The 14943-nt window shown below is 68.2% G+C and carries 15 protein-coding genes and 1 pseudogene; 13 read left to right on the top strand and 3 right to left on the bottom strand.

Annotation, left to right across the window (positions count from 1 at the left end):
- Positions 1-15: 15 nt before the first annotated feature.
- The 5 genes and pseudogenes from ERC79_RS07020 to ERC79_RS23355 form a co-directional block, all read left to right on the top strand.
- Positions 16-906, top strand: coding sequence for a siderophore-interacting protein (locus ERC79_RS07020; RefSeq protein WP_131576890.1), 891 nt, complete (start codon positions 16-18; stop codon positions 904-906).
- A gap of 26 nt (positions 907-932) precedes the next feature.
- Positions 933-1979, top strand: coding sequence for a Fe(3+)-siderophore ABC transporter permease (locus tag ERC79_RS07015; RefSeq protein ID WP_242676853.1), 1047 nt, complete (start codon positions 933-935; stop codon positions 1977-1979).
- Positions 1976-3073 (top strand): iron chelate uptake ABC transporter family permease subunit, encoded by a 1098-nt coding sequence (locus ERC79_RS07010; RefSeq protein ID WP_242676763.1) that lies wholly within the window; start codon positions 1976-1978, stop codon positions 3071-3073. Before ERC79_RS07015 ends, ERC79_RS07010 begins: the two co-directional genes overlap by 4 nt.
- Before the next feature lie 23 nt (positions 3074-3096).
- Complete coding sequence (locus tag ERC79_RS07005) at positions 3097-3933, top strand: ABC transporter ATP-binding protein (protein WP_242676762.1); 837 nt, start codon at positions 3097-3099, stop codon at positions 3931-3933.
- Positions 3934-4996: 1063 nt separating this feature from the next.
- Positions 4997-5110 (top strand): annotated as a pseudogene (locus ERC79_RS23355) (IS30 family transposase); the annotation flags it as partial.
- 90 nt (positions 5111-5200) lie between these two features.
- On the opposite strand, the gene ERC79_RS06990 reads toward ERC79_RS23355, so the two are convergent.
- On the bottom strand, positions 5201-6166 hold the full coding sequence (locus tag ERC79_RS06990; RefSeq protein ID WP_131576886.1) for an ABC transporter substrate-binding protein: 966 nt from the start codon (positions 6164-6166) through the stop codon (positions 5201-5203).
- A gap of 125 nt (positions 6167-6291) precedes the next feature.
- Between ERC79_RS06990 and ERC79_RS06985 the strand changes: the two genes are divergently transcribed.
- The 3 genes from ERC79_RS06985 to ERC79_RS06975 all read left to right on the top strand — a co-directional run bounded on the left by ERC79_RS06985 (position 6292) and on the right by ERC79_RS06975 (position 9153).
- Positions 6292-7047, top strand: coding sequence for a phosphoglyceromutase (locus ERC79_RS06985; RefSeq protein ID WP_207390496.1), 756 nt, complete (start codon positions 6292-6294; stop codon positions 7045-7047).
- Positions 7048-7219: 172 nt separating this feature from the next.
- Entirely contained in the window at positions 7220-8467 is a 1248-nt protein-coding gene (locus ERC79_RS06980) for an ATP-binding protein (RefSeq protein ID WP_131576882.1), read from the top strand.
- Positions 8464-9153 carry a response regulator transcription factor gene (locus tag ERC79_RS06975; RefSeq protein WP_131576880.1) on the top strand — a complete coding sequence of 230 codons (690 nt, stop codon included), beginning with the start codon at positions 8464-8466 and terminating at the stop codon, positions 9151-9153. The genes ERC79_RS06980 and ERC79_RS06975 overlap by 4 nt, the downstream gene beginning before the upstream one ends.
- Positions 9154-9177: 24 nt before the next feature.
- Here ERC79_RS06975 and ERC79_RS06970 read toward each other — a convergent pair whose 3' ends face one another.
- Positions 9178-9972 (bottom strand): hypothetical protein, encoded by a 795-nt coding sequence (locus ERC79_RS06970; protein WP_131580831.1) that lies wholly within the window; start codon positions 9970-9972, stop codon positions 9178-9180.
- Positions 9973-10038: 66 nt separating this feature from the next.
- Between ERC79_RS06970 and ERC79_RS06965 the strand changes: the two genes are divergently transcribed.
- From ERC79_RS06965 to ERC79_RS06955, 3 genes are read left to right on the top strand one after another with little or no spacing between them, the layout of a single operon-like run.
- Positions 10039-10992: a Ppx/GppA phosphatase family protein gene (locus ERC79_RS06965; protein WP_131576878.1), complete on the top strand. Its 954-nt coding sequence runs from the start codon at positions 10039-10041 to the stop codon at positions 10990-10992.
- Positions 10989-11951, top strand: a complete 963-nt coding sequence (locus ERC79_RS06960; RefSeq protein ID WP_131576876.1) for a hypothetical protein — start codon at positions 10989-10991, stop codon at positions 11949-11951. The genes ERC79_RS06965 and ERC79_RS06960 overlap by 4 nt, the downstream gene beginning before the upstream one ends.
- 40 nt (positions 11952-11991) lie before the next feature.
- Entirely contained in the window at positions 11992-12834 is an 843-nt protein-coding gene (locus ERC79_RS06955; protein ID WP_131580829.1) for a sugar phosphate isomerase/epimerase, read from the top strand.
- Between the two features lie 9 nt (positions 12835-12843).
- Here the strand turns inward: ERC79_RS06955 and ERC79_RS06950 are convergent, their stop codons facing one another.
- On the bottom strand, positions 12844-13260 hold the full coding sequence (locus tag ERC79_RS06950) for a hypothetical protein (protein WP_131576874.1): 417 nt from the start codon (positions 13258-13260) through the stop codon (positions 12844-12846).
- 120 nt (positions 13261-13380) lie between these two features.
- Between ERC79_RS06950 and ERC79_RS06945 the strand changes: the two genes are divergently transcribed.
- The gene (locus ERC79_RS06945; protein ID WP_131580826.1) at positions 13381-14043 is read left to right on the top strand and encodes a MerR family transcriptional regulator; all 663 of its coding nucleotides are present in this window, start codon (positions 13381-13383) and stop codon (positions 14041-14043) included.
- A gap of 14 nt (positions 14044-14057) precedes the next feature.
- Positions 14058-14906 (top strand): thioesterase family protein, encoded by an 849-nt coding sequence (locus tag ERC79_RS06940; RefSeq protein ID WP_131580823.1) that lies wholly within the window; start codon positions 14058-14060, stop codon positions 14904-14906.
- Positions 14907-14943: the final 37 nt, after the last annotated feature.

Below are 14943 nucleotides of genomic sequence, written 5' to 3'. Positions count from 1 at the left end.
GAGGAATACCTTCTCATGGAACTACTTCGCGGCACCGTTGTCGAGGCTGCCCCACTGACCCCCGGCATGGTTCGGATCGTCTTCGGTGGTCTCAGGGACTTCACATCCGCCGGTATCGGTGACGAGTATCTGCGGCTGCACTTCCCGGTGCCGGAGACGGGCGAATTCGTGCTTCCGGAGATCGATCCGAACGCCACGAACGGCCGCGGTTGGACGTACCCGGACGGCAAGGAACCGTCACCGTGCCAGCCGTACACCGTCCGTCGCTTCGATGCCGAGCGCGGCGAGATGACGATCGACTTCGTGGTCCACGAGGGCGGGGTGGCCAGCGACTGGGCACAGTCCGCGCAACCCGGCGACATGCTGTACCTGGGTGAGTCGCGTGGGCTGTACGAACCGCCGGCGCACACCGACTGGCAGATCTTCGTCACCGATGCCACGGGCCTACCGGCGCTGGGACGCCTGGTGGAGGAACTACCCGCCCACGTGCGGGCGACGGCGATCGTGGAGGTTGCCGACGCGAGCCACGAGCAGCTTATCGCGTCCGCCGCGGACGTCGAGTTCGTGTGGCTGCACGGCACCGGCAACGGCATCGCCGCCAGTGCGCTGCCCGAGGCGATTCGCCGCCTGAGCATCCCCGACGGTGCCGGGTACGTGTGGGTGGCGGGGGAGAGCACGATGCTCCGTGACATCCGCAAGTACCTGCGCCACGATCTCGGCCTGCCCGGCGACGCATACAAGGTGATCGGGTACTGGACGTACAAGGCCGAGGAGTGGCGCGCCCGCTACGACGCCCTCGACGACGCCGTCAAGGCGCGCCTGGATTCCGCCTGGGAGGACACCGAGCGCGACGAGGAAGAGATCCGCGACGAGGTGGACCGGACGCTGGAGAACGCGGGATTGTGACTGCCACCGTCTCCACCGAGGGGGAAGTGCGGAGTGAGGCCCTCGAGGCGGTGGACCGGCCGCAGGGTCTGGCCCGCATCAATACTCGCCGGGCGCTGGGCCTGCTGCTGTGTGTCGCGGCGCTCGCCGTCGTGGTGCTCGCGAGCATCGCGGTGGGGTCGAAGGGTATCCCCGTCGGTACCGTGATCGACGCGCTGTTCCGCTACGACGACTCCACCGACCACGTGATCGTGCGGGAGCTCCGGGTGCCGCGCACCGTGCTCGGTCTCCTGGTCGGTGCGGCCCTGGGCGTGGCCGGTGCACTGATCCAGGCGATGACGCGAAACCCGTTGGCCGATCCCGGAATCCTCGGAGTCAACGCCGGAGCCGGTTTCGCGGTCGTCATCGCGGTCGGCGTGTTCGGATTCACCAGCATCTGGTCGTACATCTGGTTCGCCTTCCTCGGCGCCGTCGTCGCGACCGTCGTCGTGTACGCACTCGGTTCGGTGGGCCGCGGCGGAGCGACACCGGTGCGGCTCACGCTGGCCGGTGTCGCGATCGGTTCGGTACTCGGCGGCGTCTCGTCGGCGATCACGCTGCTGGATCCCACCGCGTTCGACCAGATGCGGCACTGGAGCGCCGGCACCCTGGCCGGCCGATCGATGGAGGTGGCGCTCGGCGTCTCCCCGTTCATCGCGATCGGTCTGGTGCTCGCGCTCGTGATCGCCCGCCCGCTCAACGTCGTCGCCCTCGGCGACGACCTGGCCCGCACACTCGGCGCGCAGATCCTGCGCACCCGGGTTATCGGCGTCATTGCCGTCACGCTGCTGTGCGGCGGCGCGACGGCCGCTGCCGGGCCCATAGGGTTCGTCGGGCTGATGGTGCCGCACGTCGCACGCTGGTTCGTCGGCCCCGACCAACGCTGGATCGTGCCGTACACCCTGGTGTGCGCGCCGATCCTTCTGCTCGGCTCGGACATCCTGGGCCGCATCGTGATTCGGCCCGGTGAACTGCAGGTCGGTGTGGTGACGGCGTTCGTCGGAGCGCCCGTCCTGATCTGGCTCGTCCGGCGACGCAAGGTGAGTGGGCTGTGACGACGAAAACGACGACGAAAACGACGACGAAAACGACGACGAATACGAGTGCGGACATAGACTTCGGTCGGTCGACGCGGATCGTGCGCCCCGGTAGCTGGTCGGCGCGCATCGACGTGCGGACCACCGTCGTGTGCCTGGTGCTGGCCGCGATCACCGCCGTCGTCGCGGTGTTCGCACTCGGCAGCGGCGACTACTACGTGCCGCCCGGCCGAGTGGTGCAGGCGCTGTTCGGCGACGTCCCGGCCCGCGTCCACATGGTGGTCGTGGAGTGGCGCCTGCCCCGAGTCCTGCTCGCGATCATGCTCGGTGCGGCACTCGGGATGAGCGGCGCGATCTTCCAGTCGCTCACCCGGAATCCGCTCGGCAGCCCCGACATCATCGGCTTCAGCTCCGGCGCCTACACCGGTGCACTCGTGGTGATGTTGCTGATCGGCGGCAGCTACTACCAGGTGAGCGTCGGCGCGCTGGTCGGTGGCATCGCCACGGCCGCCGTCGTGTACTTGCTCGCGTACAAGCGTGGAGTGCAGGGCTTCCGGCTGATCATCGTCGGCATCGGTATCAGCGCGATGCTCGCGTCGGTGAACACGTGGCTGATCCTCAAGGCCGACCTCGAGGCGGCGATGTCGGCCGCGGTGTGGGGTGCGGGCTCGCTCGGATCCCTCGGCTGGCAACAGGTGGGCCCGGTCGCGGTCGTGCTCGTCGTGCTCGTCCCCGCGATCCTGATCCTCGGCGGCCGGATGCGGATACTCGAGATGGGCGACGACGCCGCCAAGGCGCTCGGGGTGCGGACCGAACCGACCCGGCTGGGTCTGGTGGTGCTCGGCGTGGCACTGACCGCGATGGTCACCGCCGCGGCCGGACCGATTGGGTTCGTCGCCCTGGCCGCCCCCCAGTTGGCCCGGCGAGTGACCCGCAGCGCCGGGGTCGCGCTGGTGCCGGCCGCCGCGATGGGCGCTGCGCTGCTGATGGTCAGCGACTTCGTCGCGCAGCGGGCGTTCGCGCCGCACCAGCTGCCGGTGGGCGTGGTGACCGTGTCGATCGGCGGCGTGTACTTCGCGTGGCTGCTCGCACGAGAGGCGCGCAAACAGTGATCGCGTCGGATACGAGGAACGAGATGAACAGCATGACAGCGGACACCCTCGCGACGGCCAATCGGCTGCGGGCCGAGGATCTCACCATCGGCTACGACAAGACGGTGATCTCCGAGCACCTCGCCGTCGAGATCCCGAACGGTGGCTTCACCGTGATCGTCGGCCCCAACGCCTGCGGCAAGTCGACGCTGCTGCGGGCGCTGTCGAGGCTGCTGGTCCCCAAGCATGGGCAGGTCCTGCTCGACGGTCGGGCGATCGCGTCCTTCCCCGCCAAGGAGGTGGCACGCCGCCTCGGCCTGCTGCCGCAGACGTCGATCGCGCCGGACGGTAGCACCGTCGCCGATCTCGTCGCGCGCGGACGCTACCCGCACCAGAAGCTGCTGCGACAGTGGTCCCGCGAGGACGAGGATGCCGTCGTCGGCGCGATGGCCGCGACCCGCGTGACGGAGCTGGCCGGGCGGCTGGTGGACGAACTGTCCGGTGGCCAGCGCCAGCGGGTCTGGGTGGCGATGGTGCTCGCGCAGCAGACGCCGCTGGTGCTGCTCGACGAGCCCACTACGTTTCTCGACATCGCGCACCAGATCGAGCTGCTCGAACTGTGCCGCGAGCTGAACGAGACCCGGGGGCAGACCCTGGTCGCGGTGCTGCACGACCTCAACCACGCGTGCCGCTACGCGAGCCACATCATCGCCATGAAAGACGGTGCGATAGTCGCCGAGGGCGCGCCGTCGGACATCGTCACCGAGCATCTCGTCGAGGACGTCTTCGGCCTGCCGTGCCGCATCATCGACGACCCCGTCACCAACACGCCGCTCGTCATTCCCCTCGGGCGGCCGCGACTCTCCGAAGGAGTGGGATAACCACACTGCTGTCGAATCGCCCTGTATCCGAACAAGAGTGGGCCGCCATCGTGGACGAGCCGAGCCGAGCCGAGCCGGCGCCGTGGCGCTGGCGGGCTGCTCGACCGGCAAGACGGCCGCATCCGCTGAGACCGTGCCGTACCGATGGGGCGACTTCATCGGCCAGGTGCGCCGGAGGATCCGCAGCGCGTCGTCGTGCTCGACGACCGCGTCGACCTCGAATTCGCGATGATGATGGCGTACCCCATCGTCGGGTCCGGGAACTCGTGGCTGCCGAACCAGCCCATCGGATTCCAGTTCCCGGGCCGCACCGTCGCCGGCGCGCAGGCCGTGAACACCTTGGGCCGCTCCACGATCAACTACGAGGCGTTGCTCGATCTGGTGCCCGACCTGATCGTGATGACAAAGAGTCGGTTACAACAGCGACTGGTACGGCAACCAGCGGCTCGCGTCCATCGCGCCGCTGCTCGTGGTGGGCGACGACGTCGCGCGGACCGGCGTCTGCATCGACGCCGGACTCGATCTGCCGTACCGCGACGACCACAACGCCGACAACTCGATCGAGCTGCCCCTCGAGTGACTCGACCGGCTGTCCGACATCGACTTGATCATCGTGCCGCCGCCAAGGCCGGAGCCGTCCCTCCGACCCGCGTCAGCCCGCCGTGGCTGCGGTTGCCAGCGTTGCAGGCCGGCAAGATCACCACCGATGCCCGCTACAACCAGGGCTTCGCGCTCACGGCGACTCTCCCTCGAGGTCCTCGAGGAGGGCAAGCCCGAGGCGAAGCGTCGCTGTCTGGAGTTGATCGCGGAGGGTTGGTCGACCACACGAGCGGCGCGTGGGGTCGGGGTCCACGAACGCACCCCGCGAGACTGGCGTCAGGGAATCCGGCATTCCGGCAACAGGCGGATCCGTCCGGACGGCCGGGTCGTGGACCACAACCGCCACGCCGTCTACAAACAGCCGGTGACCAGTGCGACCTGTGATGACACCGCGCGGCCGAGGATAAGCGACCGCCACTGCCGGAACACGGTCCTGAGGGAAGCGATCGAGGAAGGCTTGTCGCCGAAGGGCACCGAGCTGAGTGTCTACGGTCCCGAGTGTCTCGAGCACGTCGATCAGGAACTCAACGGCCGACCACGCAAAACGCTCGGCGGGGATACCCCAGCCGAGCGTTTAGCCGTGATCCAATCACCGCGAATTGACAGGCAGTGTTGCGATGACCCCTTGAAACCGCCCCACTCACCGGGGGCCGAGTCTCGTTCGGGGTCAGGCGACCTCGCGGGCGTTCTCCATCGCCGTGGCCACCTCCGCGAACCAGGCCGCGTAGTTGCCGTAGGTGTTGGGGCGCTTGTCGTCCCAGTCGATGACCTGACCGGCCGTGACGGCGGGCAGGCGGACGAAGACGGGAGAGGCGGCGAACGCCTCGTGCGACCGCACGTACTGCATCACGATGTCGGCGGGATAGGACGGCACCTGTTCCCAGCTCACGTCGGCCCATCCCGTGTCGCCGTCCGGTCCGGAGAAGTTGACGCCCAGCCCACTCAGGTAGCCGAGCTGGGCGAGCTTGGTGGTCCCCGTGTACAGCGAGCTGCTGTCGCCGTTGAGCGGGAGTAACGAGATGTCGGGGCGTTCGGCCGCGACCTTCCGGATCCGGTCGGAGTTCGCGTCGAAGGCCGCCTTGTCCGCCTTCGCGGCGTCGCCGTCCCCGCCGAGAGCCTCGGCGAGGTTGCGGTACTCGGTCAGGACGTCGGGCAGCGGAACACCGGAGAATTTCACGGCCGTGAACGGTGCGACCGTGTTGACCTTGTCGGCCATCGGTTCGTCCCACCACGTCCACGACGTGGGGTCGTCGGAGTTGCCGTAACCGATCACCAGATCGGGGTCGAGGTCGGCGAGCGCCTCCATGTTCATCTCGCCGTCGTTGCCGACGATCGTCATGGTGGAGACATCGGCATTGCCGGTGGCTTGGCCGCCCGTGATGCCGTACCCGAAGATGCCGGCGGGGCGGATGCCGTAGTCCCAGAGCGCGGCAGCGGAGTAGGCGTCGACGACGATCCTCTTCGGTGCGGCGTCGAGGGTGATGGTGTTGCCGTAGCCAGTCGTGTAGCTCCAGCCCTCACCGTCCGATGGGTGCGCTGTCGGAGTGGACTCGGCGGTGGAGCAGCCGGTCGCGACGACGGCGGCCGCACCGAGGAGGGCGGTCAGCTGTGCGGCCGCGCGGGTGAACTTCATGGGAAGCCTTTCGTAAAATAGGTGTGCCTAACCTAATTCTAGATGTCCGTTTCGTGGTGTGTCACGTCGCCGCTCACCGCCCTGTCCTGACGGCTCGCGCGCCCGCGGAAGCACGTCATGCCAGGATTGACGCCATGAGTACCGGAACACTTGTGCTGCTCCGCCACGGCGAGAGCGAATGGAACGCGCTGAATTTGTTCACCGGCTGGGTGGACGTGCACCTCACCGACAAGGGCATGGCCGAGGGCAAGCGTGCCGGTGAACTGCTCGCCGAGCACAACCTGCTCCCGGACGTTCTGTACACGTCGCTGCTGCGTCGCGCGATCAGCACCGCGAACCTCGCGCTCGATGCGTGTGATCGCCACTGGATCCCCGTCATCCGCGACTGGCGGCTCAACGAGCGCCACTACGGTGCCCTGCAGGGCAAGAACAAGGCGCAGACCAAGGCCGAGTTCGGCGAGGACCAGTTCATGCTGTGGCGCCGCAGCTACGACACCCCGCCGCCGCCGATCGAGGCCGGTAGCGAGTACAGCCAGGATCAGGACGTGCGCTACGCCGACCTGCCCGAGGTGCCGCTGACCGAGTGCCTGCTCGACGTCGTCAAGCGCCTCATCCCGTACTGGGACGAGACCATTGCGGCCGACCTGAAGGCGGGCAAGACCGTCCTGGTCACCGCGCACGGCAACTCGCTGCGGGCGCTGGTCAAGCACCTCGACGGCATCTCCGACGAGGACATTGCGGGTCTGAACATCCCCACCGGTATCCCGCTGCGTTACGACCTGGACGAGAACCTCGTGCCGCTGAACCCGGGCGGTACCTACCTCGATCCGGCGGCCGCCGCAGCCGGCGCCGCGGCCGTCGCGAACCAGGGAGCCAAGTAGCCCGGCCGTTCGTACGCTGAGAGGCCTCCGCCGTTTCCGTTCCGGAAGCGGCGGGGGCCTTTCGCAAACGACAGGTGAACTACCGGGAAACGTCAGCTCTCGGGCCCGTGACGTGCGAGAAAACCGTCACACCCGCCTTCGTTGTCGTGCTACTCGAACGTACGATTCACGTGTGACTGTTGTTCAGGCCGTGATGTTGGCCGTGGCGACCGCGATCGTCGGCGGTCTGATCGCCGGGGTGTTGATGCCCCGCCTCAACTCCCGTCACGCTCGGCGGCAGCAGGCCCAGTCCGGGCTGACCATGTCTCAGGTCCTCGATCTGATCGTCCTGGCCTCCGAGAGCGGCATTGCCGTTGTCGACAAGTTCAACGATGTCGTGTTGTTCAATCCGCGCGCCGAGGAACTCGGGCTGGTCAGCAACCGGATGATCGACGACCGAGCGTGGGTGGCCGCGGCGCAGGTCCTCGAGACCGGTGAGCCCGTCGAGGTGGATCTCACCGTCCGCGCCGCACAGCGTGGGCGCGACAAGATCGCGGTGCGTGGCGTCGCCCGCCTGCTCAGCGAAGAGGACCGCCGCTTCGTCGTCGTGTTTGCCGACGACGACTCCGAGCAGGTACGCATGGAGGCGACGCGGCGCGATTTCGTCGCCAACGTCAGCCACGAACTCAAGACCCCGGTAGGCGCGATGGGGCTTCTCGCGGAGGCGCTGCTCGAATCCGCCGACGACCCCGATTCGGTCCGATACTTCGGCCAGCGCGTGCTCACCGAGTCCTCCCGGCTCGGCAACATGGTCACCGAACTGATCGCGCTGTCCCGGCTGCAGGGCGCCGAGAAGCTGCCCGACCTCGAAGTGGTCGATGTCGACGATGTCGTCGCCGAGGCGCTGCGCCGCTCCACCGTCGCGGCCGAGGCCGCCGAAATCACGGTCCACGCCGACCCGCCCAAGGGGCTCGAGGTGCTCGGCGATCGGACGCTGCTGGTGACAGCGCTGTCGAACCTCGTCGAGAACGCCATCGCATACTCGCCCAAGGGGACCCCCGTGACGGTGAGCCGATCCATGCGCGGCGACAACGTCGCGATCTCGGTGACCGACCGTGGCATTGGCATCGCGAAGGAAGACCAGGAGCGGGTCTTCGAACGCTTCTTCCGAGTCGACAAGGCGCGGTCCCGTGCCACCGGGGGTACCGGTCTGGGGCTGGCGATCGTCAAACACGTCGCCGCCAACCACAACGGCACCATCGACCTGTGGAGCCGGCCCGGCACCGGTTCGACATTCACGCTGCACATCCCCGCGCATATCGAATCCGTCGACGACACCGACGAGGCGGACTATCCCGCCGCGACGCGCAAACCCGCAATGATCGATAAGAAGGCCGCGACGCTCAGCGACGCGGCAACGAGTTTGGAGGCCAACCGTTGACGCGTGTGCTGATTGTGGAGGACGAGGAATCGCTGGCCGATCCGCTGGCGTTCCTGCTGCGCAAAGAAGGCTTCGAAACCACCGTCGTCGGTGACGGGCCGTCCGCGCTGGCCGAGTTCGACCGCTGCGGCGCCGACATCGTCCTGCTCGACGTCATGCTGCCCGGTATGAGTGGCACCGACGTGTGCAAGCAGTTGCGCGCCAAGTCGTCGGTCCCGGTCATCATGGTCACCGCCCGCGACAGTGAGATCGACAAGGTGGTCGGACTCGAACTCGGTGCCGACGACTACGTCACCAAGCCGTACTCGGCGCGTGAGCTCATTGCCCGGATCCGTGCGGTGCTCCGGCGCGGCATCGATACCGAGCCGGAATCCGGCGGCGACGACGGGGTGCTCGAGGCCGGGCCGGTGCGGATGGACGTCGAGCGGCACCTGGTGCACGTCGACGGGGAACCCGTGACCTTGCCGCTCAAGGAGTTCGATCTGCTCGAGTACCTGCTGCGCAACTCCGGGCGGGTGCTCACCCGTGGACAGCTCATCGACCGGGTGTGGGGTGCCGACTACGTTGGCGACACCAAGACCCTCGACGTTCACGTCAAGCGGCTGCGCGCGAAGATCGAAGGCGATCCCGGCAAGCCGAAGCACCTCGTGACGGTGCGTGGGCTCGGCTACAAGCTCGAGGAGTAGCGGCTCACTCCCGTGACGGACGGGTCAGTCCTGCGACCGCTGTGCTCTTTCCTGAGCGGCAGTGGTCGCAGGATGCACCGCTATCAGGCCCAGACCCTCTCGGCGCCGACATAGCGCCGCCAGCACGTCGTATGCGGGCTTGCCGAGCAGTTCGGTGAGTTCCGGCGCATACGACTGCCACACCGGCTTGGTGCCGACGTGCGCGTCGGGGGAGCCGGAACAGTACCAATCGAGATCCTCGCCGCCCTCGCCCCAGCCGCGACGGTCGTACTCGGTGACCGTGGTCTCGAGGATCTGGACACCGTCCGGGCGGTCCACCCACTCCTGGGTCCGCCGGATCGGCAGCTGCCAGCACACGTCCGGCTTCACCTCCAGTGGCTCGATGCCCTTGCGCAGCGCCATCTGGTGCAGCGCGCAGCCGATGCCGCCCTCGAAGCCTGGACGGTTCAGGAAGATGCAGGCGCCCTTGTAACGACGGGTACGCAGCGCGGGCTCGTCCTCGAGGTCGTCCTCCTCCAGATAGCCCTTCTTGCCGAGACCCTTCTCCATCAGCTGCCAGTCCGCGGGTGTGAGCAGCCTCACGGAGGCGTCGAGCTTGTTCTTGTCCTCCTCGTCGGACAGGAACGCGCCGTGCGAGCAGCAGCCGTCGTCGGGGCGATCCGGGACCGTGCCCTGGCACGCTGGCGAGCCGAAGACGCAGGTCCAGCGCGAAAGTAGCCACGTCATGTCGGCTCTGATGGTGTGTTCGGAGTTCTCCGGATCGATGAACTCGATCCACTCACGGGGGAAATCGAGATCCACTTCCGGCGTGGGGACCATCTTGTGGGAGCCGCCGGTGTTGCCTGCTGTCACAGTGCCCGACGGTAGACCCAGTACCGTAACCGTGTGCGCCTTGGGGTACTCGACGTCGGAAGCAACACCGTCCACCTGCTCGTAGTGGACGCTCATCGTGGTGGGCACCCCACCCCGATGAGCTCAACGAAAGCCACACTGCGGCTTGCGGAGAACACGGACGACCGTGGTGACATCACGTCCCAGGGGGCGGACCGGCTGGTGACGACGGTCAACGACTTCTCCGGAATCGCCCGGTCCTCCGGATGCGGTGAACTGATGGCGTTCGCTACTTCCGCGGTGCGCGATGCCAACAACTCCGAGGCCGTGCTGTCCCGGGTGCGAGCCGAAACGGGCGTCAATCTCGAGGTGCTCTCCGGTGTCGACGAGGCCCGCCTGACGTTCCTCGCGGTGCGTCGCTGGTACGGGTGGAGCGCCGGACGCATCCTCAACATCGACATCGGCGGCGGCTCGCTGGAACTGACGTGCGGCGGCGACGAGGACCCCGATACCGCGTTCTCGCTTCAGCTCGGCGCAGGTCGGCTGACCCGCGACTGGTTGTCCGAGGACCCGCCCGGCAAGCGTCGCGTGGCGGTGTTGCGGGACTGGCTCGACGCCGAACTGGTCGCACCGGCCAAGCAGTTGCGCGCGGCCGGTGAGCCGGACCGTTGTGTCGGCACCTCCAAGACCTTCCGCTCGCTCGCCCGGCTCACCGGTGCGGCGCCGTCCACGGCAGGCCCGCGGGTGACGCGGACGCTGACCGCGAGCGGTCTGCGCCAACTGATTGCGTTCATATCGCGGATGACGGCGTCCGACCGTGCAGAATTGGAGGGCGTGAGTGCCGACCGCTCCCAGCAGATCGTGGCCGGTGCTCTCGTTGCGGAGGCCAGCATGCGTGCGCTCGGGGTCGACGTCCTCGAGATTTGCCCGTGGGCGCTGCGGGAAGGTCTGATCCTGCGCAAGCTCGATACGGAGATGGGTGGAGAACTGGTGGTGAACGCTCGATGACGGAGCCCGATGGTGTCGACACAGACAGCCAATCGATCTCGGTTGCGGAGCTGTTGGCCCGCAACGGTCAGCGGGTCGGCGCCGGTGGCGGCGGCCGACGCCGGCGCGGCGTCGCGGGCGGCATTTCCGTCGCCGAGCTGACCGGTGAATTCCAGGCCGTGGGTAGCCCGCCGGCGGCCGAGCCGGAACCGGAGCCCGAGCCGTCCGCCGACGACGCCCCGGTGGTCGCCGAAACGCCCGCTCTCGAGCCCGAGGCCACCGCGGTGTTCTCCCTTGCCGATCTCGACGCAGAGGACGCTGCGCCTGAGCCGAGCAAGCCGGAGCCGAGCAAGCCTGAGCCGAGCAAGCCGGAGCTGAGCAAGCCGGAGCCGAGCAAGCCGGAGCCGAGCAAGCCGGAGCTGAGCAAACCTGAGCCGAGCAAGCCCGAGCCGAGCAAGCCCGAGCCGAAGCCCGACGATGCTCCAGCAGCCGACGCCCCGGTGCTGCCGCGTGCCGACCGACAGTCCGTGACGGCGACGACCGTCCTCGCGCCGCCGCCAGCGCCGGCTTTCGCACACAGCAGTGAGCCCGAGCCCAGGCTGCTGTCCGGCCAGACCCTTGCCGGAGATCTGCTGCGGCAGTCGAACAATCCGCACGAGTCCGCCGAGGATCTCGCGGACGATGACCTCGATGACCTCGACGATCTGCCCGAGGCCTCCGGCGCCAAGCAGTGGGCGGTTCTGCTGGGGCAGGGCGCCGTCGCCGTCGTCGCGGGCGCGCTGATGTTCAAGGGCTTCGAGAAGCTGTGGGACATGCTGCCGATGGTGGCGCTGATCCTGGCGGTCCTGGTCATCGTCGGACTGGTGGCGATGGTGCGGATCCTGCGCCGGACCGACGACATCACCAGCCTGGTGATCGCGGTCGTGGCGGGTGTCTTCGTGACATTGGGTCCGCTCGCGTTCCTGCTCAGCACGAGCTGACCGGACGCCGGCGCAGGGAAAGGTCGTGGGGAGCGAACGCATGCCGGACCGGAAGATTCTCGTCGGATTGTCCACCGCGTCCGTCTATCCGGAAAACACGGAGGCGGCGTTCCGCTATGCGGCCGAGGTCGGCTACGACGGCGTCGAGCTGATGGTGTGGGCCGAGTCGGTCAGCCAGGACATCTCGGCGGTGAAGAAGCTGGTGCGCAAGTATGCCGTCCCCGTGCAGGCCGTCCACGTTCCGTGCTTGCTGATCTCGCAGCGCGTGTGGGGCGCCGACCCCGCCGCGAAGCTGGATCGGTCGGTGGCCGCGGCCGAGGCGCTGGGCGCGTCGAACGTGGTGGTACACCCGCCGTTCCGCTGGCAACGGCGCTACGCCGACGGCTTTGCGGATCAGGTGGCGGAGCTCGAGGAGAAGACCGGCGCTGTCGTGGCGGTCGAGAACATGTTCCCGATGCGGGCGGACAGCTTCTTCGGTGGCAAGGAGAAGTCGGCGGAACGGCTGCGCCGACGCGGTGGACCGGGTGCGGCGCTGTCGGCGTTCAGCCCGTCGTACGACCCCACGGATTCGGGTCATCAGCATTACACGCTCGACCTGTCGCATACCGCGACCGCTGGTATGGACGCGCTCGAGCTCGCGGAGCGGATGGGCGGCGGGCTCTCGCACCTGCACCTCGCCGACGGGCGCGGCGCTTCGGTGGACGAACACCTCATTCCCGGCCACGGCAGTCAGCCGTGTGTCGAGGTGTGCCGCCATCTGGTGGACGGCGGATTCGCCGGGCAGGCCGTGGTCGAGATCAACACCCAGAACGCGCGTACCCGGTCCGAGCGCGCGTCTATGCTCGGGCAGGCGCTGAGCTTCGCGCGTAAGCATCTCAACTGACCGGCATGGTCACAGTGCGGAGACACCCGCGCTGATCACCGCGATCCCGGAGATCACCAGACCCACCGCGAGGCAGGCCGCCCCGACCCAGATCGCGGCCAGCATCGGCCCGGGCTTCACCGGATCGCGTCCGAGGACGGACAGGAAGAACCCGGCGGGAATGAAGATCGCGGACACCAGCACTGCGATGGCGCCGGCCGCGGCCCAGCCGCGGCTCGCATCGACCACTGCGGTCAGGGTTGCAAGGACGAGACCGAGCGTGACCAGCACGCCGGCGTGAGCATGTCCGGCGCGGAAGAAGCTCTTCTGCAGGTCGTTCGCGCCCTGATGGCCGGTGAGGATGCGGAGCAGGAACGCGCCGCCGGAGGCAATGCCGACGACGGTGAGGACCGTGACGCCGACGACGATCGTGAGAAGGGGATCCATGGTGAGCTCCTCGGGTGCGCTAGGCTTGAACTCAAAATTGGATAGTTAAACTATCCAGTAGGCGTCATGGTCGACCCGCTGCGGGCCGGTGTCAAGAGTCGTCGCGGACGAAGGGGTGCGGTGCGGGTCTCCGAGCTGGTTGTGGTGAGCGGCGTGCCGCTGGCAACCGTCAAGTACTACCTGCGCGAGGGACTGCTCATGCCCGGAGCGGCCAGCAGCGCCACCCAGTCCGAGTACGGCGAGGAGCACGTCCGCCGGCTCGCGTTGATCAAGGCGCTCGCGGGCGCGGGTCTGCCCATCAACCGGATTCGCACCATCGTCGGCCTCGTCGACACCCCGGCGGACACCGTCTTCGAGACCTTGGGCCGCGCCCTGGCCGCGCTGCCGCCCTACGCGGCCGAGGCCGGGGGCCCCGACGAGTATCCCCGCGCGCGTGCGGTCCTCGAGCGGCTCGGGCAGGTGTACGACCCCACCTATCCGGCGGTCGCGCAACTCGAGCGTGCGCTCGCGGCGGCCGAGGATGTCGGCATTCCGATGACCAGCGAACGGCTCGACGCCTATGCCCCGCACGTTCGCGCCATTGCCGAGGTGGACCTTCAGCTCATGCCCACCGACTCGGTCGCATCGGCCGTCGAGTACGCGGTGCTGGGGACCGTGATCTACGAACCCGTGCTCGCGGCCCTGCGCCGGCTCGCGCACCAGGACCTCGGTGCGGGGATGTTCGCCGACCGCACCTTCGACACCGTTGCCACCCCCGACCCCCACGAACAGGACGACCAGTGACCCTCGAAACCTCCATCTCCACCCACCCGTTCCGGGACCTGACCGATGTCTCCCCCCAGGGTGACGGCCGGTATCGGGCGCACATCGACCCCATCTGGACCATCGGACCCAAGGTGCACGGTGGGTGCATGATGGCGCTGTGTGCGGCGGCGGCGCGGCAGGAACTGATCGGCACCGCGCCGGGCGGGACGACTGTCGACCCGGCTGTGCAGCCGCTCGCGGTGAGCGCCAACTACCTGGCAGCGCCGGACCCGGGCGACGTCGACGTCATCGCGACCGTACGCAAGCGGGGCCGTCAGGTCTCGCTCGTCGACGTCGAACTGTCACAGGCGGGCCGACCCGCGGTGCACGCCGCGGTGACCCTCGGAGTGCCGGACTCGGGGGATCCGCACTACGCACAGGTGCAGTCGCTCGCCCAGCTGCCCGCGGAGCCGCCCGCGGAGGCACACGTGCTCACGAAGGACCACCCGATGGCCCAGGTCGTGCACGTCTCGCAGGGGTGTGATCTGCGGGTGGACGGGTCGTCGGCACACTTCCTCAGTGGCAAGCAGGGTGAGCCGCAGGTGCGGATGTGGGCGCGGCCGTGGACGGAGGACGAGTCGGATCCGGCCACCGCGGCGCTGTTCGCGCTGATGACCGGTGACATCTGCGCGCCGGTGACGATGAACCGTGGCATGTTCGGCTGGGCCCCGACCGTTCAGCTCACGACATACCTGCGGCGGCAGCCGGCCCCGGGGTGGTTGCGCGTGATGGCCAACTCGACCGTCCTCGGCGGTACCTGGTTCGAGGAGGACCACACCGTCCTCGACTCGACGGGCGCCGTCGTCGTACAGAGTCGGCAGCTGGCCATGATCCCTCGCTGATTCCCCGCTGGTACCGGACCTGCGGTACCGGAGCCGA

Source organism: Rhodococcus sp. ABRD24, assembly GCF_004328705.1.
In the GTDB taxonomy this organism is placed as follows: Bacteria; Actinomycetota; Actinomycetes; order Mycobacteriales; family Mycobacteriaceae; genus Prescottella.
Note: the sequence above shows the minus strand (reverse complement) of the source record. Positions and strands in the feature narration are given on the sequence as shown.